This is a genomic window from Roseiterribacter gracilis (genome assembly GCA_018332375.1).
In the GTDB taxonomy this organism is placed as follows: Bacteria; Pseudomonadota; Alphaproteobacteria; order BOG-932; family Roseiterribacteraceae; genus Roseiterribacter; species Roseiterribacter gracilis.
Genome location: BOPV01000001.1, coordinates 959,886 through 982,545, shown reverse-complemented (window position 1 = coordinate 982,545; position 22,660 = coordinate 959,886). Strand labels below are relative to the sequence as shown.

General features: G+C 62.9%; 22 protein-coding genes. 12 read left to right on the top strand and 10 right to left on the bottom strand.

Going from position 1 to position 22,660, the window contains the following annotated elements; translation table 11 throughout:
- The first annotated feature begins 22 nt into the window (after positions 1 to 22).
- Positions 23 to 448: an RT0821/Lpp0805 family surface protein gene (locus TMPK1_RS04890; protein WP_420241780.1), complete on the top strand. Its 426-nt coding sequence runs from the start codon at positions 23 to 25 to the stop codon at positions 446 to 448.
- On the opposite strand, the gene TMPK1_RS04885 is transcribed toward TMPK1_RS04890, so the two are convergent.
- Entirely contained in the window at positions 445 to 1,452 is a 1,008-nt protein-coding gene (locus tag TMPK1_RS04885) for a mechanosensitive ion channel family protein (RefSeq protein WP_420241779.1), read from the bottom strand. The genes TMPK1_RS04890 and TMPK1_RS04885 overlap by 4 nt on opposite strands.
- A 59-nt stretch (positions 1,453 to 1,511) precedes the next feature.
- On the opposite strand from TMPK1_RS04885, the gene TMPK1_RS04880 reads away from it, so the two are divergent.
- Together TMPK1_RS04880 and TMPK1_RS04875 are read left to right on the top strand one after the other, a co-directional pair.
- Positions 1,512 to 3,233 (top strand): adenylate/guanylate cyclase domain-containing protein, encoded by a 1,722-nt coding sequence (locus tag TMPK1_RS04880; protein ID WP_420241778.1) that lies wholly within the window; start codon positions 1,512 to 1,514, stop codon positions 3,231 to 3,233.
- 10 nt (positions 3,234 to 3,243) lie between these two features.
- The gene (locus tag TMPK1_RS04875) at positions 3,244 to 4,263 is read left to right on the top strand and encodes a patatin-like phospholipase family protein (RefSeq protein WP_420241777.1); all 1,020 of its coding nucleotides are present in this window, start codon (positions 3,244 to 3,246) and stop codon (positions 4,261 to 4,263) included.
- On the opposite strand, the gene TMPK1_RS04870 is transcribed toward TMPK1_RS04875, so the two are convergent.
- Both TMPK1_RS04870 and TMPK1_RS04865 read right to left on the bottom strand, forming a co-directional pair.
- On the bottom strand, positions 4,260 to 4,808 hold the full coding sequence (locus tag TMPK1_RS04870) for a GNAT family N-acetyltransferase (RefSeq protein ID WP_420241776.1): 549 nt from the start codon (positions 4,806 to 4,808) through the stop codon (positions 4,260 to 4,262). The genes TMPK1_RS04875 and TMPK1_RS04870 overlap by 4 nt on opposite strands.
- A gap of 143 nt (positions 4,809 to 4,951) precedes the next feature.
- Positions 4,952 to 5,500 carry a GNAT family N-acetyltransferase gene (locus TMPK1_RS04865; protein ID WP_420241775.1) on the bottom strand — a complete coding sequence of 183 codons (549 nt, stop codon included), beginning with the start codon at positions 5,498 to 5,500 and terminating at the stop codon, positions 4,952 to 4,954.
- Positions 5,501 to 5,594: 94 nt separating this feature from the next.
- Between TMPK1_RS04865 and TMPK1_RS04860 the strand changes: the two genes are divergently transcribed.
- The 9 genes from TMPK1_RS04860 (at position 5,595) to TMPK1_RS04820 (ending at position 14,399) form a co-directional block, all read left to right on the top strand.
- On the top strand, positions 5,595 to 6,950 hold the full coding sequence (locus TMPK1_RS04860; RefSeq protein ID WP_420241774.1) for a methyl-accepting chemotaxis protein: 1,356 nt from the start codon (positions 5,595 to 5,597) through the stop codon (positions 6,948 to 6,950).
- A 43-nt stretch (positions 6,951 to 6,993) separates the two neighbouring features.
- On the top strand, positions 6,994 to 7,179 hold the full coding sequence (locus TMPK1_RS04855) for a DUF1289 domain-containing protein (RefSeq protein WP_420241772.1): 186 nt from the start codon (positions 6,994 to 6,996) through the stop codon (positions 7,177 to 7,179).
- Between the two features lie 62 nt (positions 7,180 to 7,241).
- The gene (locus TMPK1_RS04850) at positions 7,242 to 8,216 is read left to right on the top strand and encodes an ArsR/SmtB family transcription factor (protein ID WP_420241771.1); all 975 of its coding nucleotides are present in this window, start codon (positions 7,242 to 7,244) and stop codon (positions 8,214 to 8,216) included.
- 20 nt (positions 8,217 to 8,236) lie between these two features.
- A complete protein-coding gene (metF, locus tag TMPK1_RS04845; RefSeq protein WP_420241770.1) occupies positions 8,237 to 9,121 on the top strand; it encodes a methylenetetrahydrofolate reductase in 885 nt (294 codons plus the stop codon).
- A 23-nt stretch (positions 9,122 to 9,144) separates the two neighbouring features.
- Positions 9,145 to 12,630: a methionine synthase gene (metH, locus tag TMPK1_RS04840; protein ID WP_420241769.1), complete on the top strand. Its 3,486-nt coding sequence runs from the start codon at positions 9,145 to 9,147 to the stop codon at positions 12,628 to 12,630.
- A 54-nt stretch (positions 12,631 to 12,684) separates the two neighbouring features.
- Entirely contained in the window at positions 12,685 to 13,428 is a 744-nt protein-coding gene (locus TMPK1_RS04835) for a hypothetical protein (RefSeq protein ID WP_420241768.1), read from the top strand.
- A 138-nt stretch (positions 13,429 to 13,566) separates the two neighbouring features.
- Entirely contained in the window at positions 13,567 to 13,707 is a 141-nt protein-coding gene (locus TMPK1_RS04830; protein ID WP_420241767.1) for a hypothetical protein, read from the top strand.
- 53 nt (positions 13,708 to 13,760) lie between these two features.
- Positions 13,761 to 14,147 carry a PRC-barrel domain-containing protein gene (locus TMPK1_RS04825; protein WP_420241766.1) on the top strand — a complete coding sequence of 129 codons (387 nt, stop codon included), beginning with the start codon at positions 13,761 to 13,763 and terminating at the stop codon, positions 14,145 to 14,147.
- A gap of 60 nt (positions 14,148 to 14,207) precedes the next feature.
- The gene (locus tag TMPK1_RS04820) at positions 14,208 to 14,399 is read left to right on the top strand and encodes a hypothetical protein (RefSeq protein WP_420241765.1); all 192 of its coding nucleotides are present in this window, start codon (positions 14,208 to 14,210) and stop codon (positions 14,397 to 14,399) included.
- Between the two features lie 7 nt (positions 14,400 to 14,406).
- On the opposite strand, the gene TMPK1_RS04815 is transcribed toward TMPK1_RS04820, so the two are convergent.
- From TMPK1_RS04815 to TMPK1_RS04785, 7 genes are all read right to left on the bottom strand, one after another.
- On the bottom strand, positions 14,407 to 16,284 hold the full coding sequence (locus tag TMPK1_RS04815) for a M28 family metallopeptidase (protein ID WP_420241763.1): 1,878 nt from the start codon (positions 16,282 to 16,284) through the stop codon (positions 14,407 to 14,409).
- Position 16,285: 1 nt separating this feature from the next.
- Entirely contained in the window at positions 16,286 to 17,050 is a 765-nt protein-coding gene (locus TMPK1_RS04810; protein WP_420241762.1) for an amino acid ABC transporter ATP-binding protein, read from the bottom strand.
- A gap of 11 nt (positions 17,051 to 17,061) precedes the next feature.
- On the bottom strand, positions 17,062 to 18,165 hold the full coding sequence (locus TMPK1_RS04805) for an amino acid ABC transporter permease (protein ID WP_420241761.1): 1,104 nt from the start codon (positions 18,163 to 18,165) through the stop codon (positions 17,062 to 17,064).
- A complete protein-coding gene (locus TMPK1_RS04800; RefSeq protein WP_420241760.1) occupies positions 18,162 to 19,349 on the bottom strand; it encodes an amino acid ABC transporter permease in 1,188 nt (395 codons plus the stop codon). Before TMPK1_RS04800 ends, TMPK1_RS04805 begins: the two co-directional genes overlap by 4 nt.
- A gap of 69 nt (positions 19,350 to 19,418) precedes the next feature.
- Positions 19,419 to 20,435, bottom strand: a complete 1,017-nt coding sequence (locus tag TMPK1_RS04795) for an amino acid ABC transporter substrate-binding protein (RefSeq protein WP_420241759.1) — start codon at positions 20,433 to 20,435, stop codon at positions 19,419 to 19,421.
- Entirely contained in the window at positions 20,435 to 21,457 is a 1,023-nt protein-coding gene (locus TMPK1_RS04790; protein WP_420241757.1) for an amino acid ABC transporter substrate-binding protein, read from the bottom strand. The genes TMPK1_RS04795 and TMPK1_RS04790 overlap by 1 nt, the downstream gene beginning before the upstream one ends.
- A gap of 102 nt (positions 21,458 to 21,559) precedes the next feature.
- Entirely contained in the window at positions 21,560 to 22,582 is a 1,023-nt protein-coding gene (locus tag TMPK1_RS04785) for an amino acid ABC transporter substrate-binding protein (RefSeq protein ID WP_420241755.1), read from the bottom strand.
- Between the last annotated feature and the right edge of the window lie 78 nt (positions 22,583 to 22,660).

Sequence of the window (22,660 nt, the reverse complement as noted above, 5' to 3'; positions counted from 1 at the left end):
ACTCTTGCCGTGGAGCATCCCGATGCGCGCCCTGATCCTTGCTGCTTTCGCCGTTGTCGCCGTGCCAACGCTTGCGCACGCGCAATGTGGTGGAAACAAGACCGCGATCGGCACGCTGGCAGGTGCCGCCGGCGGCGGCCTGTTGGGGAGCCAGTTCGGCGGTGGCTCGGGCAAGACCGCGATGACGATTGCGGGCGTGGTCGGTGGCGGTGTGCTGGGCAACCAGGTCGGCCAGCGTCTCGACGCCGAAGACTGCGCCGAACAACGTGCCGCCGCGGCGCGACGCCAGCAGCGTGTCGCCGAACAGCGTTCGGCCGCGTACCACGATCCCAGCAGCGGCCGTGCTTGCCGCGAAGTGCAGAGCACCGCCTTCATTCACGGCGAACGCCAGATCGTCACCGGCACGTCGTGCCGCGAGCCCGACGGCTCGTGGAAGATGGTCGACTAGTTCGCGGCGGGCGCCAGATCCGGGCGCAGCACGATTTCCTGGCGCGGTGTCGCAAGCGCGATGCCGCGCGCGGCCGTGTGGGTCAGAATATTGGCCAGCAAGTCGCTGCGGACCGCCGGCAGGATGGCGAAATCCTCGATAAAGACGCAGACCGCGTACAGCACCGCTGAATCGTCGAGCTTGTCGATCAGAATCACGGGTGCCGGCGTCGGCGTTGTGCGTGGCGTCGCTACCGCTGCTTCGCGCAGCACCGCAATCCCGTCGTCGGGTTTGATCTCATAGGGCAAGCCGACTTTGACCACCAGCACGCTCAGCCGTGCCGGCAGCGCATGATTGACGATACGCGCTTTTGCGATGCTGCCGTTGGGAACGATCACCAGATCGCCCAGCCGGTTGCGAATATGCGTGGCGCGCCAGTTGGTCTCGACGACCAGACCTTCGGTGCCGTCGAACGTGATCCAGTCACCGGCGCGGAAGGGACGTTCGACGTTCAGCGCAACGCCCGCAAACAAATCGGCGAGCGTGTTCTGCAACGCCAGGCCCATCACGATCGCGACGATGCCCGAGGTTGCGATCATGCCGGTGACGGGTTGATCGAACAGCAGACCCGCCACCGCGACCAGCGCCACGCCCCACGCGGCGGCGGCGACGAGCTCGACCACCAGCTTGCGCGCGCGGACCTGATGGACCGCATCGGTGCCACGCCAGGCGAGCCAGCGCGCCAGCCCGGCCAAGAACCAGGCCAAGACAACCCACCACAGCACGGCCGCTGCCATCGATACAGTCGAGCTGCCGGGATGGGTTGGCGTGCTGCCTTCGATCACCATGCAGCCCGCCAAGGCGCCGCCGGCAATCAGTTTCAGCAGCAAACCCCAGCTTGGATGGCGGCGCAGCGCGATGACGGCGGCCAGCGCCGCCAATGCAATCGCGATCAAGAATAACGTCAGCGGTTGGGCTGGCACGTGGACCTGGCTGTAGCGGTCGGGTAGATCGTTGTAGGACAAGCACGCGCCCGAAAGAAGCGACCCGTCAGGTCGCGCGGCGCCCCAGGGATGGGTAGGACATGGCCCGGATCACGGTCAGCGTGAAGATTTTCGCGATCGCCGTCGGCCTTTTGCTGCTGATGTCGATCGTTGCGCTTCTGACTGCACGTATGACCCGTACGGTCGATGCGCAGCTTCGTACCGTCGCCGAAAATTACGATCCGGCTGCCGATCAGCTGGCGCGCGCCAGCGCTTCGTCGCTCGAACGCGCGCTGTGGCTGCGCCGCGTCTTGATGGAAGGGCTGAACGACGACGCGCAGGTCAACGAACTTGCCGACGCCAAAAAGAAGATGGAAGCGGCCGACGCTGCGACGACGGCGGCGTTGCAGCAGGCGCGCAAACACATCAACGACCAGATCGCCGATCCGCTCGACTTCGACGACAACATCAAGCTGGCGCGGCTCGACGCGCAGCTTGAAATGCTGGTGATGCGCCGCGACAGCGATTTTCGCCGGCTGATCGACGCTGCGATGATCGCTGCGGTTGCGCACGATCGCGCTGCGTTGGATCGGATTTTGCCCGAGCTGGATCGCGAACGCGATTTGCTGACCACCCGGCTGCAGCAATATCGCGACCAGATGCAAGACATCTCAGCCCACGCGCTCAACGGCACGCGCGCCTATCAACACCAGACGCTGCAAACCAGCCTGTTGATGTTGCTGGTTGCAGCCGCGCTGGGCCTGACCGTTGCCGCGGCGGTGACGATGGGCGTGGTGCGGCCGATCCGGCGTCTGGTTGCAGGCGCAGCCGCGATCCAGCGCGGCGAACTGGATACGGTCATTGCGGTCACGTCGCGCGACGAGATCGGGCAACTCGGCGACGCTTTCAACAAGATGGTCGACGAGCTGCGCGCCAAAGAACGGATCCGCAGCACCTTCGGCAAATATCTCGATCCGCGCATCGTCGAAGGGCTGGTCGACCGGCCCGAGTTGTTGTCAGCAGCCGGCGAGCGCCGGTTGATGACGGTGCTGTTCGCGGACATGCAGGGTTTCACCAGCATCAGCGAAACCACGACGGCGCAGGCGCTGGTGACGATCGTCAACCGCTACCTGACCTTGCTGTCGGCGCCGGTGCGCGAACATCAGGGCGTAATCGACAAATATATCGGCGATGCGATTGTCGCCTATTGGGGGCCTCCCTTCTGCGATCCCGCCAATCAGGCGATCCAGGCCTGCCTGGCTGCGTTGGACATGCAGCGCGAACTCGACACGTTGCGCGCCGAGCTTCCCGACCTGCTGGGCGTGAAGCGCTATCTGCCGACGATTGCGGTGCGGATCGGCATCGCGACTGGCGAGGCGGTGGTCGGCAATATCGGATCGGACCTCACCAAGAACTACACCGTGATGGGCGACACGGTGAATCTCGCCTCGCGGCTCGAAGGCGCCAACAAATTCTACGGCACCGAGCTGCTGGTGAACGAAGCGACGGCGATGGCGGTGCAGGGGCGGATCGAGCTGCGCGAAGTCGATCGTTTTCTGCCGGTCGGAAAAAGCGAACCGCAACGCGTCTACGAATTGCTTGGCCCGGTCGGCAACACGCCGCCCGAGCGACTGGCGCGCCGCGAGCGCTTTGTCGAGGGGCTCGAACTGTATCGAGCTGCGCAGTGGGACGAGGCACACGCCGTTTTCACCGCACTCGCCACCGAAGATCCGACGTCCGCGATCTTCGCCGCGCGCGTCGAGCAATTACGACAAGAGCCGCCGGACAATTGGACCGGCGTCTGGACCTTGACCGAGAAATAGGAGCAAGCACGTGAGCAACCCGCTACGGATCAATCTCGCTTTGCAAGGTGGCGGCGCCCACGGCGCGTTCACCTGGGGTGTTCTCGATCGCCTGCTGGAAGATGACGGAATCGAAATCGCCGGCTTGTGCGGCACCAGCGCCGGCGCGATGAACGCCGCCGTGACGGCCTACGGGTTGACGATTGGCGGGCGTCTCGAAGCGCGCATGCTGCTCGAACGGTTCTGGCGTGCGATTTCCGACGCGGCGAAGCAGGGTCCGTTGCAGCCGACCATGCTCGACAAGATGGTCAGTCGCGGCAACATGGACTACTCGCCGATCTTTCAGATGTTCGACGCGGTGTCGCGCGTGATGTCGCCGTACCAATTGAACCCGACCGGCGCGAACCCGCTCAAAGACACGCTGAACCAAGTCGTCGACTTCGCCAGAATGCGTAGCGGCGGCAGCAAAGTGCCGCTGTTCATCTGCGCCACCAACGTCATGACCGGCCGCTTGAAAGTGTTCGACGCGCACGACATTTCGGCCGAAGCGGTGATGGCGTCGGCTTGCTTGCCGTTCATGTTCCAGGCTGTCGAAGTCGACGGCGAACATTATTGGGACGGCGGTTACATGGGCAACCCGCCGATCTTCCCGCTGATCTATCACACCGACGTGCAGGACGTGTTGATCGTGCAGATCAATCCGATCCACATCAAAGAACTGCCGACCAGCGCCACCGCGATCGCCGATCGCGTCAATACGCTGAGCTGGAATTCGAGCCTGATGCGCGAGATGCGCGCCATTCATTTCGTCAGCTCGATCATCGATCGCGGCTTCGACGACGGCGGCAAGCTGAAAAAAATCCACGTCCATACGGTCGACGCGGAAGAAGAAATGTCGGGCTATTCGGTGTCGTCCAAGCTCAACGCCGATTGGGAATGGTTGAGCTGGCTGCGCAAGCTCGGCCGCGACAAGACCGAAGCTTTCCTTACCGAACATCGCAGCAAGATCGGCAAGGAATCCTCGACCGATATCGGCGCCAAGTTCCTCTAGGATCGTAGATCAAGAGCCATGCTGAACTCGTCGATCGGTTCCCCGTCAAAGCGGAATCGATCGACGTACAGCCCGATCTGCACGAAGCCGAGTTTTCTGTAGAGCGCGACCGCAGCGGTGTTCTGGGTGAAGACGTTCAGGTCCATCCAGACATAGCCCTGCGCGCGGGCCCAATCGATCGCGAACTCGGTCAGCAACCGGCCGAGGCCGCGACCGCGATGCCCTTCGGCAATGCCGATGCCAAGCAAGACGCGATGCGCGTCGGCAAGGCTTTCGCTGGCCCGCAGATCGACATGCCCCAACACCTCGTCGCCATCGGTTGCGACCCAGATGCGAACCCAGCCGCGCTTTTCCAACGGCAGCGCAAGCTGCGCCCGTAGCCGGTCATTGTACGCAACGTCGTAGACGTCACGGTCGCGGCTATTGGTGAAGTGCGGTGCGCCGCGACGTCCCGAGCTGCGCAGCAGCTTTTCCATATGCGGCAGGAGTTCATCCAGCTTATCCGGCGGGACCGGCGAAATCGTCGGCGCAACGTGCGTGTCCATCATTCTCTTCGCGGCGAGCAGTTTTTTATGAGGCGGCGTGTGCGGTTTCGCAACGCCGTGCATTTGCTGCCGAGCATGCATGGATTTGCGCGTCGGCAAAGGAAGAATGCCGACGCAATACTGTCGCAGACCGATAGCAGCGCTTACGGCGTCTGGCGTAGATCCAGCGACATGGTGAATTCGTCGATCGACGTTCCTTCAAAGCGGAAGCGATCGACATAGAATCCGGTCTGTACGAAGCCGAGCTTCTTGTAGAGCTCGACCGCGACCGTGTTCTGCGTGAACACGGCGAGATCGACCCAAGCGAAGTTGTTCTCGCGTGCCCAATCGATTGCGTACTGGGTGAGGAGTTTGCCCAGGCCGCGGCCGCGATGTTTTTTGTCGATGCCGAGACCCAGCAACACGCGATGCGCGTCGGCGAGACGATCGCTCGCGCGCAGATCGACGTGACCCAGTACCTCGTTCCCATCGGTCGCGACCCATAGCCGGATCCAGCCGCGACGTTCGAGCGGCAGCGCGAGCTGCGTGCGCAATCGATCGTTGAACGCCTTGTCGTAGACGTCGCGATCGCGGCTGGCGCTGAAATGCGGCGTGCCACCGGTGCCCGAGCTGCGCAACAGCCGTTCCATGTACGGCAGCAGCTCGTCCCATTTGTTCGACGGGACAGCGCGGATGGTCGGTGGTGCGTTCATACTCTCTTCACGGCGGACAGTTTCAACAAAGACTGCTTGTGCTGGACGTAGCGTCACGTCGCGAGGCATGACTGCGGCGAGCGCGATGGTGAGCATGCAACGATTCGTTCGACAGCGAGCCGAAATCCCCGAAGTCCCACTGCCGCAGGCCGATACCGGCCGTGATGCGCGTCTGTTGGCGCGCATCGCAGCGTTGCGCGAGGGCACGTACGACACAAGCGCGCCAGCCGGCACCGACCCGGTCGAACATGCGCTGGCCGAGCTTGCTGCGCATCTTGCCGAGCAGGATGGCGGGCGGCTCGATCGCATGGTCGAGATTTCCATCCAGACCGCGGAAAACGCCATCGCCACCGCGCGCCTGATCGGCGCAGCGCAGCGCGGGCAGGGTGGCGCCGCATCGGTGACCCAGGCGGCGACCGACGGGCTTGCGGGGCTGGAACAGGTGCGCGCAGCCAGCGCCGATACGCTGGATGCAGCCGAGCGGCTGCGCAGCATCGCGCGCGACAGTGCGGCTGCGGTCGGCGACACGATGGTGACGATGGACACGGTCGAACGTGGCGTCACTGATGCGGCGGCGCTTGCGGTGCGGCTTGCGGCACGATCCGACGAAATCCGCAGTGCGCTGAATTCGATCACGACGATCGCGTCGCAGACCAAGATGCTGGCGCTGAACGCCGCAATCGAAGCGGCCCGCGCGGGCGGCGATGTTGGACGCGGCTTCGGCGTGGTTGCGGTCGAAGTCCGCAGCCTGTCGCAACAGACCGCAGAAGCAGCGGCTGCGATCGATCAGGTTGTCGGCACCGTGCAGCGTGAAATCGACCAGATTGCGATGACGATGCAGGCCGGTGTGCAGGCGGTCGATCGCGGTCGCGGCAAGATCGAAGCGTTGCGTGCGCAGGTCGACGAGTCTGCCGATCGGTCGGCGGGGATTGCAACGCGCGTCGGCGAAATGCGCGACGCGCTATCGGCGCAGACGGTTGCCGCGGGCAACGTGTGCAGCAGCGCCGACGCGATCCAACATGCCGCGGGTGAAATTCTGGGGCAGGCCGAACGTCTTGCCGACGCGACCGATCACGTGCAGGGCCATGCCAGCCGTGCGCTTGGCAACCTCGCCAAGCTGGCGATTCCAGGACGCGACCTGAAATTGGCGCGCGCCGATCATGTGATCTGGAAGAAGCGCCTGGCCGACATGGCGACGGGTCGCGCGCGTCTGCGCGAAGACGAGCTTGCCGATCCGCGTGCGTCGCGCTTTGGCCGGTTTCTCTATGGCGCTGCTGCAAACGTCGCCAACTTCGCGCAGCTCGACGCTGCGCATCGTCGCGTTCACGCGCACGGTGTCGAAGCCGCACGTGCCTTCGAAGCGGGCGAGCTTGCGCTGGGCCTGGCTGCGTTCGGCCGGGTCGAAGAAGCGTCGGCGCAGCTGTTAGCAGAACTGACGCGAGCGCGCTGAGGCGACGCAGCGTCGGCGGCAAGCACCGCCCCATCTGCTGTGCGTGAAAAAGAACTGCATCGACATCTGCAAATTCGACGACGCCACCGGCTGGTGTCGCGGCTGCGGCCAGACCAAGACCGAGAAGAAGGGCTGGGAGAAGCTCAAAAAGCCCGTGCGCAAGTCGATCCGGGCCGAGCTGCCCAACCGGCTGGCCGCGCTGGGCGATCGGCGGATCGAGCCCGACTGAGGCGCCCCAAGCTCAATGAATCCGTCCTTGACGCAGGGACATAAACCCATCTTTATGTCCGTATGGATGAGCTGCTCAGCGCCCTCAAGGCTGCGGCCGAGCCCACGCGGCTGCGGTTGTTGGCGCTGTGCGCCCGGGCCGATCTCACCGTCACCGAACTTGTAAAACTCCTGGGGCAGAGCCAGCCGCGCCTGTCCCGCCATTTGAAGCTGCTCGCCGATGCGGGCCTGCTCGACCGGCTGCAGGAGGGCGCCTTTGCCTATTGGCGGCTGGCTCAGCGCGGCCCCGGCGCGCCGATCGCGCGCCAATTGATCGAAGCACTGCCGTCCGACGATCCGGTGCTGATCGCCGACGGCAATCGGCTCGACGAGTTGCGCCGGACGCGCTCGGATCGCGCCGAGACCTATTTCCGGGACGTCGCTGCAAGCTGGGACGGGATTCGTTCGCTGCATGTCGACGAAGCCGAAGTCGAACAGGCGCTGCTGAAACTTGTGCCGCAACGCAAGGTGCACGATCTGCTCGATCTCGGCACCGGCACCGGCCGTATGTTGCAGCTATTGGCACCGCGCGCCGAACAGGCGACCGGCGTCGATCGTTCGCGCGAAATGCTGGCGATTGCGCGCGCGCGTCTCGACGAGGCGGGGTTGCGCCATTGCGTCGTGCGCCAGGCCGACATGGCGCGCCTGCCGTTCGACGACGCGTCGTTCGATTTGATCGTCTGTCACATGGCGCTGCATTACGCCGAGGCGCCGCCCGAAATCGTTGCCGAAGCAGCGCGCGTGTTGCGGCCGGGCGGCACGTTGCTGCTGATCGATTTCGCGCCGCATGACCGCGACGTGCTGCAACGGGAACACGCGCATCGCTGGCTTGGATTCGAACCTGCGTCGCTGGCGCGCTGGTGTCGCGATGCTGGCTTGCATCCGTTGCCGCCCGCAACGCTCGCAGGCGGCGAATTGACCGTCACCGTCTTGCGTGCCGACCGGCGTGCCGAACTGAATTTTTCCGATGACGCGCGCGAATTGCGCGTCGGTCATTAGTAGGGAAGGGAACCCTAGGGATGATGTTGCCCGTCCATCGCCGTGCACCTTCCGTCAGCTTTGAGTTCTTTCCGCCCAAGACGGAAAAAGCGGAAGCGCAATTGTGGGAAACGATCAAGCGCCTGGCGCCGCTGCGCCCGCGTTTCGTGTCGGTGACCTACGGTGCGGGCGGCACGACGCGCGAACGCACCCATTCGATCGTCGAGCGCATCCAGAAGGAAACCTCGATTCCCGCGGCGGCGCATTTGACCTGCGTGGATGCGACGCGCGAAGAGATCGACACGATCGCGCGCGCTTATTGGGAAGCGGGCATTCGCCACATCGTTGCGCTGCGCGGTGATCCGCCGGGCGGGCTCGGCGGCACCTACACGCCGACGCCGGGCGGTTATGCCTATGCGGCCGATCTGGTCGAAGGGTTGCGGCGCGTGGCGCCGTTCGAGATTTCTGTCGCGGCCTATCCTGAATGCCATCCGCAAAGCACCGACGCGCAGAGCGATCTCGATCACTTGAAGCGCAAGATCGACGCCGGCGCCAGCCGCGCGATCACGCAGTTCTTCTTTGATCCCGAGGCGTTCCTGCGCTTTCGCGACCGTGCGGTTGCGGCGGGCATTCGCGTGCCGTTGGTGCCGGGCATTCTGCCGGTGACCAATTTCGCCAAGGCGGTTGAGTTTGCGGGGTCGTGCAATGCGTCGATCCCGACCTGGTTTCGCCACCAGTTCGACGGTCTCGACGAAGATCCGGTGACGCGCCAGATCGTGGCCGGCACGGTTGCCGTCGACACCTGCAACAAGCTGATCGATGAAGGCGTCGACCAGTTGCATTTCTACACGTTGAACCGCAGCGAGCTGACTGTCGGTATCTGTCACATGCTGGGCGTGCGCGCGATGGGCGCCGCTGCAGCCTAATTCAAGAAAAAGAGACGACTGACATGGCTCGAATTCTCGACGCGTTGGCTGAACGCGTTCTGCTGTGCGACGGCGGCACCGGTGCGCGCGTGCAGCAGATGGATCTGGACGTAGAGCGCGATTACTGGGGACAGGAGAACTGCACCGACGTGCTGGTTCTGTCGCGCCCCGACATCGTGCGCGAAATTCACCGCGGCTATTTCCAGGCCGGCGCCGATTGCGTCGAAACCAACACGTTCGGCGCTTCGTCGATCACATTGGGCGAGTTTGAGGGCCTGTCGGACAAGGCGTTCGAGATCAACAAGCGCGCGGTCGAGCTGGCGCGCGAAGTGATCGGCGAATTCAGCGACGGGCGCGAACGCTATGTGATCGGGTCGATCGGACCGGGCACCAAGCTGCCGTCGCTAGGCCATATCAAATACGATCCGCTCGAAGCGGCATTGACCGAACAGGCGAGCGGCCTGATCGCCGGCGGCGCCGATTGCATCCTGATCGAAACCACGCAGGACACGCTGCAGATCAAAGCAGCGGTCAACGCGGCCAAGATCGCGCGTGCCGCGGCAAAGACCGACACGCCGATCTTCGTGCAGGTCACGGTGGAGACCACCGGCACGATGCTGGTCGGTCCCGAAATCTCCGCCGCTGCGACGGTGATCGAAGCGCTCGACGTGCCGCTGATCGGCATGAACTGCGCCACCGGCCCGCAGGAAATGGCGCCGCATGTGAAGTGGCTGTCCGAAAACTGGACCGGCTTTCTGTCGGTGATGCCGAATGCGGGCCTGCCCGAGCTGGTCGACGGCAAGACGCATTACCCGCTGTCGCCGAGCGAGCTGGCGCGCTGGTTGGAACGGTTCATTCTCGAAGACGGGTTGAACCTGGTCGGTGGTTGCTGCGGCACCGACATTCCGCACATCGAGGCGCTCGACCAGATGCTGCGCAAGCTGGCCGGCAACAAGCTTCGGCCGGCGCCGGTGCAGCGCAAGTCGGTTTGGATTCCGGGCGTCGCGTCGCTCTACAACCGGGTCGATCTGCGCCAGGAGAATTCGCTGTTCTCGATCGGCGAGCGTTGCAACGCCAACGGGTCGAAACGCTGGCGCCAATTGCAAGAGGCCCATGACTGGGACGGCTGCGTCGAGATGGGCCGCGAGCAGGTGGCCGAAGGTTCAAACGCGCTCGACGTCTGCACTGCCTTCGTCGGTCGCGACGAGCTGTACGAGATGAGCGAAGTCATCACGCGGCTGACCGCGTCGGTGGATTCGCCACTGGTGATCGACTCGACCGAAACGCCGGTGATCGAAGCGGCGCTGAAACTCTATGGCGGCAAGCCGATCATCAACTCGATCAATTTCGAGGATGGCGAGCATCACGCGCATGAGCGCCTGTTGCTGGCCAAGAAGTTCGGCGCTGCGGTGATCGCGCTGACGATCGACGAAGTCGGTATGGCCAAGACGGCTGAGGACAAGCTGCGCATCGCGCGGCGTCTGATTCAGTACGCGGAATCGCATGGGCTGAAACAGTCGGATCTGATGATCGATCCGCTGACCTTCACCATCGCGACCGGCAATGAAGACGATCGCAAGCTGGGGCAATGGACGCTGGAAGGGATTGCGGCGATCCGCAACGAATTCCCCGACGTGCAGATCATGCTGGGCCTGTCGAACATTTCGTTCGGCCTCAACCCAGCTGCGCGCCACGTGCTGAATTCGGTGTTTCTCGATCATGCGGTGAAAGCCGGCATGACCGGCGCCATCGTGCACGTGTCCAAGATCATGCCACTGGCCAAGATCGCACCCGAAGAAGTGCAGGTCGCCGAAGACCTGATCTTCGACCGCCGCCGCGAAGGCTATGACCCGCTACAAAAGCTGCTCGAGATCTTCGCCGGCCGCAAAGCCGCCGACACGGTGGCAAAGAAACGTGCCGAGACGGTCGAAGAACGTCTGACCCAGCGTATCGTCGACGGCGATCGCAAGGGGCTCGACGACGAGCTTGCCGATGCGCTCAAGACCTATGCGCCGCTCGACATCATCAACCGCTTCCTGCTCGACGGCATGAAAATCGTCGGTGAGCTGTTTGGCGCCGGCAAGATGCAGTTGCCGTTTGTGTTGCAGTCGGCCGAGACGATGAAAGCCGCGGTCGCCTATCTCGAGCCGCTGATGGAGCGCGTCGAGGGCCAGACCAAAGGCACGATCGTGCTGGCGACGGTCAAAGGCGACGTGCACGACATCGGCAAGAATCTCGTCGATATCATTCTCACCAACAACGGCTACCGCGTCGTCAATCTCGGCATCAAACAGCCGATCGAGAATATTCTCGAAGCGGCGGTGCGTGAGAACGCCGATGCGATCGGCCTGTCCGGCCTGCTGGTCAAATCGACCGTGGTGATGCGCGAGAATCTCGAAGAGATGACGCGGCGGGAATTGAAGATCCCGGTCTTGCTCGGCGGCGCTGCGTTGACGCGCAACTACGTCGAAGAAGATTGTGTGCGCGCTTATGACGGCGGCCGCGTCGCTTATGCGCGCGACGCGTTCGACGGGCTGACCTTGATGGACAAGGTGCGCGAGAAGTCGTTCGACGATTTCCTCGCCGCAACCCAGGCCAAGCGTGCGGGCAAGCCGTCGCAGAACAAGCGTCGCTTGGGCCAGGCCGATGAAAAGGCACTGGTGCCGGTCGACAAGGAACAGGCGCGGGCGCGCCGCATCCGTTTGACCAAAGACGTGCCGGTGCCGACGCCGCCTTTCTGGGGGCCGCGTTTGATGGAAGCCAAGCCGCGTGCGCTGGTGCCGTACATCAACGAACGCTCGCTGTTTCAGTTTCAGTGGGGCTTTCGCAAGCAGGGGCGCTCGCTCGACGATTTCCTCGACTGGGCGCGCAAAGAGCTGCGTCCGGTGTTCCGTCGCGTGCTCGACAGCGCCGAGCAGGAACACATTCTGCAGCCGCAAGGCCTGTACGGTTATTGGAAGGCGGCGGGCGAGGGCAACGATCTGATCGTGTTCGCAGAAGACGGCGAAACCGAACTGACGCGCTTTACCTTGCCGCGCCAGCCCAAGACGGACGGCGAATGTATTGCGGACTTCTTCCAGGACGTGGATAGCGGCCAGCGCGACGTCGTCAGCTTCCAGATCGTGACGATGGGGCCGCTGGTCAGCGACCGTGCGCGCGAGCTGTTCGAAGGCAACCGCTACCAGGACTATCTCTATCTGCACGGGTTGGGCGTTGAGATGGCCGAGGCGATGGCCGAGTACGTGCACAAGCGTATTCGCGACGATCTCGGCTTTGCCGCCGAAGACGCGCCCGAGATCGAGAAGATGTTGGCGCAGGGCTATCACGGCGGCCGCTATTCGTTCGGCTATCCGGCATGCCCGCGCCTCGAAGATCAGGCACCGATCTTCAAGCTGCTCGGCGCCGAACGGATCGGCGTCGAACTGTCGGACGAGTTCCAGATCCATCCGGAACAGTCGACTAGCGCACTGGTCGTGCATCACCCGAACGCGAAATATTTCTCGGTGTGATTGAACCGCCGCTCCATTCCGGGCATCTCTCGCGGATCCCGGAATGGAGCTGGCATGCTGGCCTTTATCGCAATCGGAGTGCTGCAGGTTTTGCTGATGGTGCATGTCGCGCGCACCGGGCGGCCGTTCTACTGGTTTCCGATCCTGTTTTTTCTGCCGCTGGCCGGCGCGGCCGCCTACGTCGCGATCGAGTTGCTTCCCGGCTGGATCCGAGGCACGCCAGGGCAAGCAGTGCGCAAGCGCGCGACGGCGCTGATCGACCCCGATCGCGACTACCGCCAGTTGGTCCAGCGAAACGAACTGGTGGGTAGTATCGACGATCGCCGGGCGCTCGCCGACGAACTGGCCAGGCGTGGGCGCGCCGCAGAGGCAATCGCCATCATCGAGGCAACCCTCACCGGCGTTTACCAGGACGACGCGACGCTGCTGACACAGCTGGCGCGCCTGCACGCGGCCAACAATGAAGCGGCCTTGGCACTAGCGACGGTCCGGCGGCTGCGTGCGGCACATCCCGCGACCCGCGACTATGAAGTGCTGGCGATCGAAGCCTGGGCGCTGGAAGAGATTGGCGATCTCGATGCGGCGCGTCTTGCGTATGAGGCACTGGTTCTGGTGGCGCCGGGCCAGGAATGGCGTGCGCGGTTGGGGATGCTGTACGAGCGGCTTGGCCGCGATGAGGACGCTGCGCGCGTCTGGCGCGACATTGTCGGCGCCTATGAATTGGCACCGTCGCATATCCGGCGTGCGGAACGGGCGTGGTTTGATCTGGCGCGCAATCGCGTCGCGAAAGCCGGCTGAACGCACGCCGAACCATCCGTGCCGTCGCCATCTTTTACAAAGCACAGTCCGAAACTGTTGCCGGCGGCGGTGGGCCTTGTGTGGCCCTTTCTTTGCGAAGGAGAGGGCAGGCACACAACACGCATGATGGAGAATCCCATGCCCTGGTTCGTTCTGGCGCTCGCCGTCTTCGCCACCGCGTTGCTCAACATGCTGCTGCTGACCAGCGCCATGTCTGCGGTCACGACGATGCGTCGAACGATGCGCATGCTACATCCGCGCGCGTCACCGACGCGCTGAACGAAACCAATCTTACAGTTTCGGTGTTGAGTACCCGAAGAGGAGATACTCAAATGCGAAGCTTATTCGCGGGCGCGGCCATCGCGCTTGCTATGTCGGCGGGTGCGGCGCACGCCGCCGACCTTACGCCCCAAACGATTACGTCGCTGAAGATCGATGCCACGAGCGTGCAACAAGGTTGGCGCGCGTCGAAGGTGATCGGTGCGACGGTCAAGAACGATGCGGATGAAACGATCGGCAAGATCGACGATCTGATCGTCGGTCGCAGCGACCAGGTTCTGTACGCCGTCGTCGGCGTCGGCGGGTTTCTCGGTGTCGGCGAAAAGAACGTCGTCGTTCCGTACCGTCTGTTCCGTTACGGCGAGAAAGTCGTGATTTTGCCGGGCGGGACCAAGGACGCGCTCAAGAATCTGCCCAAGTTCGAGTACCAAAAGGGCTGAATGCTTAGCTTTCTGCAGTGGGGCTGACAGAGCCCTCGTAGATCGTGTATCCGTTGCCGCATGCGCGGCAACGGACCGATCGTCGTCGTCCTCTTCATCGCCTTCATTCTGGCGGTGGCATTTACGGGGGCGTTCCTGGCTTACAACAAACGTTGGGCTGTCGAGATCACGCGATTGGAAAATCGTATACGCGTGCTCGAAGACAAAGCCGGCGTGCCGCCGCCGCCTGCACCCGAACAACGCACCCGGTAAGCGAACGCTATTCCGGCGGCAGCGGTGAATTCGGCACCGCTGGTTTCGCGACGCTTGGTTCCGGCGGTTTGCTTTCGGCCGGTTTGGCTTCCGGTGGCTTCATCATCTCGGGCGGCAAAGTTCGGTTCGGGAACGGCCGCACCGTCGGCGCGCCGATCTCCGGCCGCTTCGGTTCGATGCTTGGCGCCGCTTCAGGCTGCTTCACCTCAGGTGGTTTGATTCCGCGCTGCGCGTCGCTTTCGCTGCGGATGCGCGCGAATTCGGCGCGCTCGGACCAGCGCGGCCAGGCTTTGCCGTCGGCGAGTTCGTTGCCGATCGCGTAGTAGAGATCGAGATCCTGCACCGCGCCGCGCCAATCGATGTCGGCGGACCAGGCATCCGACGGCTGGTGATAGCGATTGGCGGTGTAGTCGCGGCGTTTTTCTTCACCCCAGGCGCGGCCATGTTCGCGACTGTCGAATCCACCGCGCGCGTTCAAAACCGGCACACCCGCTTTGGCGAAGCTGAACTGATCCGAGCGGAAGAAGCCGCCGGTTTCGGGATGTGCGTCGCCTTCGACATGGCGATCCTGCGTTGCCGCGAATTTCGCCAGCAAGGTTTCGAGGTCGGGCACTTTGCCAGCGCCGCTGACGACGATGTCGCGCGTCGGGCCGATTGCGCCCAGCACATCCATGTTGAGATTGGCGACCGTCGTCGCCAGCGGCTTCACCGGATGGCGCGCATACCAGGCCGAGCCGAGCAGGTTGGATTCTTCGCCAGTCACGGCGAGGAAGATCAGGCTGCGTTTGGGCTTCTGCTTTTCATGCGCGAACCGCTCGGCCAACGACAATAGACCGGCGACGCCCGACGCGTTGTCGAGTGCGCCGTGATAAATCTCGTTCTCTTTGCCGATGCCGAGATGATCCCAATGCGCCGTATAGACCAGCGCTTCGTCGGGACGTTCGGTGCCGCGCACGATGCCGACCACATTGCGCGAGGTGAAGCTGCGCGTCTGCGGCTTGAGATCGATGCTGGCGCGCGCGTCGAGCGGCACGGCGCGAAAGCCGGGCTGCGCTGCTGCCGCTTTGCGTGAATCGAAATCCTGGCCAGCCAGGCGGAAGAGTTGCTGCGCCATGCCGGTCGTGATCCAGCCTTCGGCAAACATCGGTGTAGCGCCGCTGGTCTCTTGCGGAATGTCGAGATGCGCGCCGCCCCAGCTCGAAACCACCACGCTCCACGGATAGGACGCAGCGCGTGTCTCGTGCACGATCAACGCCCCCGCAGCGCCGCGCCGTTGCGCTTCTTCGAGCTTGTAGGTCCAGCGGCCGTAATAGGTCATCGCGTTGCCGTCGAACAATTTCGGATCGGCAGAGCCGGGATCGTTGACCAGCACGACGACGATCTTTCCGCGCACATCGACGCGCGCATAGTCGTCCCAATTCCGCTCGGGTGCGGAGATGCCGTAGCCGACGAATACGAGCGGCGCGTTGAGCAGCGCCGTCGGCCCGGTCGTGCGCTTGGTCCAGGCGATGAAATCGCGGCGCGGCTGAAACTTAGCAGTGTCGCGCGTGGTCGACACTTCCATGGCTGCAGTCTGGTCGGCGCGCGTTTCGACAAACGGCACCTCTTGGTACCAGCCGCCATTCGTGCCCGCCGGCTGCAGCCCGGCTTTTTTCATCTGCTCGGCGATGTAGGCGACGGTCTTCTCTTCGCCCGGCGTGCCGGGGGCACGGCCTTCGAATTCGTCCGAGGCGAGAATTTTGACGTGCTGCGACAGCACGTCGGCGGGCGCCTGCAATTTGACTTGCGGCGCGGGTTCTTGTTTGGGCGGTGCCGGCTTCTTCTGCGCCGCGCCGGCCGTTGCGGCGCTGAGAAGGGCGAACGCAACGGCGACGAGGATGCGCATCTCAGTGTCCCAGGATTTGCCCCAGGAACTGTTTGGTACGTTCGCTCTTGGGATTGGAGAAGAGTTCGTCTGGCGTGTCGATTTCGATGATGCTGCCTTCGGCCATGAAAATGGCGCGGTCGGCGACGGCGCGCGCGAAGGCCATTTCGTGCGTCACGCACATCATCGTCATGCCTTCATGCGCAAGCTCGATCATCACGTCGAGCACTTCTTTGACCATTTCCGGGTCGAGCGCCGAGGTTGGTTCGTCGAACAGCATGATCTTGGGTTTCATGCAGAGGCTGCGTGCAATCGCGACGCGTTGCTGCTGACCGCCGGAAAGCTGCGCCGGATATTTGCGCGCCTGTTCCGGAATGCGCACGCGCTCCAGATACATCATCGCCAGATCTTCGGCTTCTTTCTTCGGCATCTTCTTCACCCAGCGCGGCGCCAGGGTGAGGTTGTCGAGAATGGTCAGATGCGGAAACAGGTTGAAGCTTTGGAACACCATGCCGACGTCGCGGCGGATGCGTTCGATCGCTTTTACGTCACCCTTCAATTCGGTTCCGTCGACGATGATGCGGCCTGCCTGATGTTCTTCGAGCCGGTTGACGCAGCGGATCAAGGTCGACTTGCCCGAACCCGAAGGTCCAAGCAGCACGACTTTCTCGCCGTGGCCGATGCCGAGATTGATGTTCCGCAGCGCGTGATACTGGCCGTACCACTTGTTGACGTCCTCGAACGAGATGATCGGTTCGCTGGAGGTGGCGAGGGCGGCATTGGTCATTGTGCGTATCCTTAGCGACGGCCTTGCGCGCCCAGGCGGCGCTCAAGGAATTGGCTATAGCGGGACATCGAGAAGCAGAAGCCGAAATAGACGATCGCCGCGAAGGCGTAGGACTCGACATAGAAAGGCTGCCAAGCCGGGTCCGCGACTGCGGTGCGTGTCGTCGTCAGGAAGTCGTAGAGACCGATGATCAACACCAGGCTGGTGTCTTTGAAGGTCGAGATGAACTGGTTCACCAAGGACGGGATCACCAGCTTCAACGATTGCGGCAGCACGATCAGCAAGGTGCTTTGCCAATAGGACAGGCCCAGCGCATTGCCGGCTTCGTATTGGCCTTTCGGCAGCGCCTGCAAACCACCGCGCACCGTTTCAGCTTGGTAGGCGGCAGTGAACAGAATGATGCCGACTTGCGCGCGCAGCAGCTTGTTGATGGTCACGCCTTCAGGAAGAAACAGCGGGAACATCACCGACGCCATGAACAGCACGCTGATCAACGGCACGCCGCGGATCAGTTCGATATAGGCGGTCGACACGGTGCGAATGGCGGGCAGCGCCGAACGCCGCCCCAGCGCCAGCAAAACGCCGAGCGGGAAGGACACGACGATGCCGACCGCAGCCAGCACGACGGTGAGCGGCAGGCCGCCCCATTTGTCGGTCTCGACCAATGGCAGGCCCCAAAACCCGCCCCACATCAACCAGCCGAACAGCGGCAGACCGATCAGCCACGCGACGCCGAGCTTCTTGCCCCAGAATTTCGGATAGCCCGAGCCGCAGATCAGGCACAGCAGGATCACGGTCGCGATCAGCGGGCGCCACTGTTCGTCGTAGGTGTAGAAGCCGAACAGCATGAAGCGATGCTTGACGCCGATCAGCGTCCAGCATGCGCCGACCGCGTCTTTGCATGCGTCCGGAGAGCTGCCGCTGAACACGGCGCTGAACAGCAACCAGTCGAGCAGCGGCGGGATCAGTTTCCACAGCAGGAACAGCGCCAGCAGCGTCAGCAGCGTGTTCGGGATCGAGCTGAACAGATTCTTCCGGCACCAAGCGACAGGGCCGATCTGCAAGCCGGGTGGTGCCAGCACGACGGGTTCTTCGGTGTGGTCCATCGCGCTCATCGCGTGCTCCCGCGAAGCGCTACTTTGTTGTTGTACCAGTTCATGAAGGACGAGATCAGCAGGCTCACCGTCAGATAGACCGCCATGATCAGCGCGACGCATTCGATCGCCTGACCGGTCTGGTTCATCACCGTGTCGTCGACCGACACGAAATCACGGAAGCCGATTGCGATCGCCAACGTCGAGTTCTTGAACAGGTTCAGATACTGGCTCGTCATCGGCGGCACGATCACGCGCAACGCCTGCGGCAGCAGGATCAAGCGCATCACCAGGCCCGATTTGAGACCCAGCGCCATTGCGGCTTCGGTCTGGCCGTACGCGACGGCCAACACACCGCCGCGCACGATTTCAGCGATGAAGGCGGCGGTATAGACGGTGAGACCGATCAGGAGGGCGGCGAATTCAGGGCTGAGTTCAGCGCCGCCGCTGAAACCGAAGCCGGATTTTTCCGGGATCGACAGCGCCGAATGCGCGCCACCGATAAGCCAGCCGATAAACGAAAAGACGATGATCAAACCAAGCGCGGCAAAGATCGTCGGGAATGGTTGCCCGGTTGCGTCTTGTCGTTTTCGTGCCCAGCGCGCGAGAAAGATCGATGCGGCAATGCCGATCGCGCCGCCGACCAGCGCCCAGGCCTGGCCTTCATTGAATTCCGGCACCGGCACAGCCAGGCCGCGATTGGACAGGAAGACGCCGGGCAGGGGATGCAGCGCTTCGCGCACGCCCGGCAGCGACTGGGTGATGAAGGCGTACCAAAAGAACAGCTGCAGCAGCAGCGGGATGTTGCGGACGACTTCGACATAGACCGTCGCGAGGCGCGCGATCAGCCAGTTGGTCGACAGGCGCGCGACGCCGACGACAGTGCCCAGCAATGTCGCAAGCACGATGCCGATTGCTGAAACTTCCAGCGTATTGAGCAGGCCAACGATCAGCGCGCGCGCATAGGAGTCGGTCGGTTCGAAGCGGATGCGCTGTTCGGCGATCGCAAAGCCAGCTTCGCGCCACAAGAATCCGAAGCCGGTCGAGATCTGCCGCTGCTCCAGATTGCGGAGCGTGTTGCTGACCAGCCACCAGCCGACGAACAGAACCACGGCCAGCAGCACCACCTGGTACAGCACGCCGCGCGTCTTCTCGTCGTTGTACCAGGGCACGCCGCTTGGGCGGTCCGTCGCGCGGAGGGTCATCGATCCTGCCTCAACTCGTCGTTTCCGGCGCAGTCTAAAACAGGGAATCCTTGGGCGCGAAGCTTTTGGTTAGCGGAATGGGGCGGCGTAGTGCAGGCCACCATTTGTCCACAGGTGGTTCAGGCCGCGTTCGAGATTGATTCGGGAGGCGGGCCCAAGATTGCGGTCAAAACTCTCCCCGTAATTGCCGACTTGTTCGACAATCCGGTACGCGAACTTGTCGTCGACCCCCAGCGCCTTGCCCATGTTTCCATTGACGCCCAGCAGCCGCTGCAGATTTGGGTCGGCCGATTTCGCCTTCTCGGCCACGTTCTTCGAGGTGACGCCCGCTTCCTCGGCTTCGATCATCGCGTAGAGCGACCATTTCACAAGGTCGAGCCACTGGTCGTCGCCATGGCGCACCGCAGCCGCAAACGGCTCTTTCGAAATCGTCTCGGGCAGAATCACATGGTCGTCGGGAGTCGTCATCTGCGTGGCGCGCAACGAGCCGAGCTGCGACTTGTCGGTGGTCAGCACGTCGCAGCGGCCGGTGTTGTAGGCGCTGACGACCTCGTCGATCTTTTCGAACGCGATCGCCTGGAAGCTCATTTTGTGGATGCGGTTATAGTCGGCGAGATTCTGTTCCGACGTACTGCCCGACAGGGTGCAGACGGTTGCGCCGCGCAAATCGGGCAGGCTTTTGACGTTGCGTTTCGTCGCGACCAGAAACCCTTGCCCGTCATAGAAATTGACCGGCGCGAAATTGATGCCGTTGGTCGTGTCGCGGGCCAACGTCGCGGTCGTGCTGCGTGCCAGCAGATCGATATCGCCCGACTGCAGCGACGTGAAGCGATTGCTGTTGGTCAGCGCGACGTATTTCACTTTGGTCGCATCGCCGAACATCGCGGCCGCAACCGCGCGGCAGAGATCGACGTCGATTCCAGACCACACGCCTTTCTCATTCGGTGCACCAAAGCCGGGCAGGCCGGTATGGACGCCGCAAACGAGCATGCCGCGTGCCTTGACGGCATCGAACGTCATACCGGCATGCGCGTTGCCGATGGCGGCGACAATGAACGTCGCCGCCAGGAACAAGCGTTGCAGCATCAGCGGAACGGGATGGCGTATTGCAGCCCGCCATTCTTCCACAGATTGTTCAGGCCGCGTTCGATATTGATCTTCGAGGTAGGGCCAAGATTGCGGTCGAAACTCTCGCCGTAATTCCCAACCTGTTTGATGATGTTGTAGGCGAACTTGTCATCGACACCGAGCGCCTTGCCCATGCCGCCCCCCGCGCCAACAGATACGCCAAGCAGGCGCTGCACGTTCGGATCGGTCGACTTCACCATCTCGTCGACATTCTTGGAGGTGACGCCCGACTCTTCGGCTTCGATCATCGCGTAGACCGACCATTTCACCAGGTCGAACCATTGATCGTCACCGTGACGCACGGCAGTCGCGAACGGCTCTTTGGAAATCGTCTCGGGCAGGATCACATAGTCGGCCGGGTTCTGCAGCTGCGCGCCGCGAATGGCGCCGAGCTGCGACTTGTCCGACGTGATTGCGTCGCAGCGGCCGCCCGCGAACGCAGCGCTGGCCTCGTCCTGTTTTTCGAACGTGACCGGCTTGTAGTCCATTTTGTTGGCGCGGAAATAATCGGCGAGATTCTGCTCGGTCGTCGTGCCGGTCAGCGTGCAGATGGTGGCGCCTTTGAGCTCAAGCGCGCTTTTGATGTTGAGCTTTTTGGCGACGAGAAATCCCTGGCCGTCGTAGAAATTGACCGGCCCGAAATTCATCACGCCGGTCGTATCGCGCGTCAGCGTTTCGGTGGTGTTGCGCGACAGCAAGTCGACTTCGCCCGATTGCAGCGAGGTGAAGCGATTGGTGCTGGTCAGCGGGACGTATTTGACCTTGGTCGCGTCGCCGAACATCGCGGCCGCAACGGCGCGACAGATATCAACGTCGACGCCCGCCCAAACGCCTTTTTCATCCGGCGCACCGAAGCCGGGCAGGCCGGTATGAACGCCGCAGACCAACAGGCCGCGTGCTTTGACCGTGTCGAACGTGGCGCCGGCCTGTGCCGTGCCGGCCGCGAAGACGAGGGACGCAGCAAGTACGAAGCGTTTCATCCGGAACCTCTTGTTCGTGGTTATTGGACGTACACCCAAGCCTAGATGCAAAAAGGGCGTCGCTGGTTCGCGACGCCCTTCCTGTTGGTTACTGAAAACCGATTAGCGGAACGGAATGGCGTACTGCAGTCCGCCGTTCTTCCAGAGATTGTTCAGGCCGCGTTCGAGTTTGACTTTCGAACCCGCGCCGAGATTGCGGTCGAAGCTTTCGCCGTAATTCCCAACCTGTTTGATGATGTTGTAGGCGAACTTGTCATCGACACCGAGCGCCTTGCCCATGCCGCCATTGACGCCCAACAGACGCTGCAGGTTCGGATCGGTCGACTTCACCATTTCGTCGACGTTCTTCGAGGTGACGCCCGACTCTTCGGCTTCGATCATCGCGTAGACCGACCATTTCACGAGGTCGAACCACTGATCGTCACCGTGACGCACGGCAGCGGCGAACGGCTCTTTCGAGATGGTTTCGGGCAGGATGACGTAGTCTTCCGGTACCTTCACCTGGCTCGCGCGGATAGCGCCGAGCTGCGACTTGTCCGACGTGTACACGTCGCAACGACCGCCGGTGAACGCAGCGACGGCTTCGTCCTGCTTTTCGAACGTGACCGGCTTGAAGTCCATTTTGTTCGAACGGAAGTAGTCGGCGAGGTTCTGTTCGGTCGTCGTACCCGACTGCACGCAGACGGTGGCGCCCTTCAGTTCCTTGGCGCTCTTCACGTTGAGCTTCTTGGCAACGATGAAGCCCTGGCCGTCATAGAAATTGACCGGCGCGAAGTTCATGCCGTTGGTCGTGTCGCGGGTCAGCGTGACCGTCGTGTTGCGCGCCAGCATGTCGATTTCGCCCGACTGCAGCGCGGTGAAGCGGTTCGAGGTTGTGAGCGGGACGAATTTAACCTTCTGCGCATCGCCGAACATCGAAACCGCAACGGCGCGGCAGATGTCGACGTCGATGCCAGCCCACACGCCCTTGTCATCCGGCGCCGAGAAGCCGGCGAGGCCGGTATGGACGCCGCAGACCAACTGGCCGCGCGCCTTCACTGCGTCGAAGGTGCCGCCTGCTTGGGCGGCGCCTGCGATGCCAACCGTCAACGCGACGGCGGCAGCGGCTGTAACGAGTCGCTTCATGAATGATCTCTCCCTATTGAGGCCTGGCTGTTGATGACCTTGGGGGGTCGGTTTCGTCCCAGCCCCGTTCAAATGGCG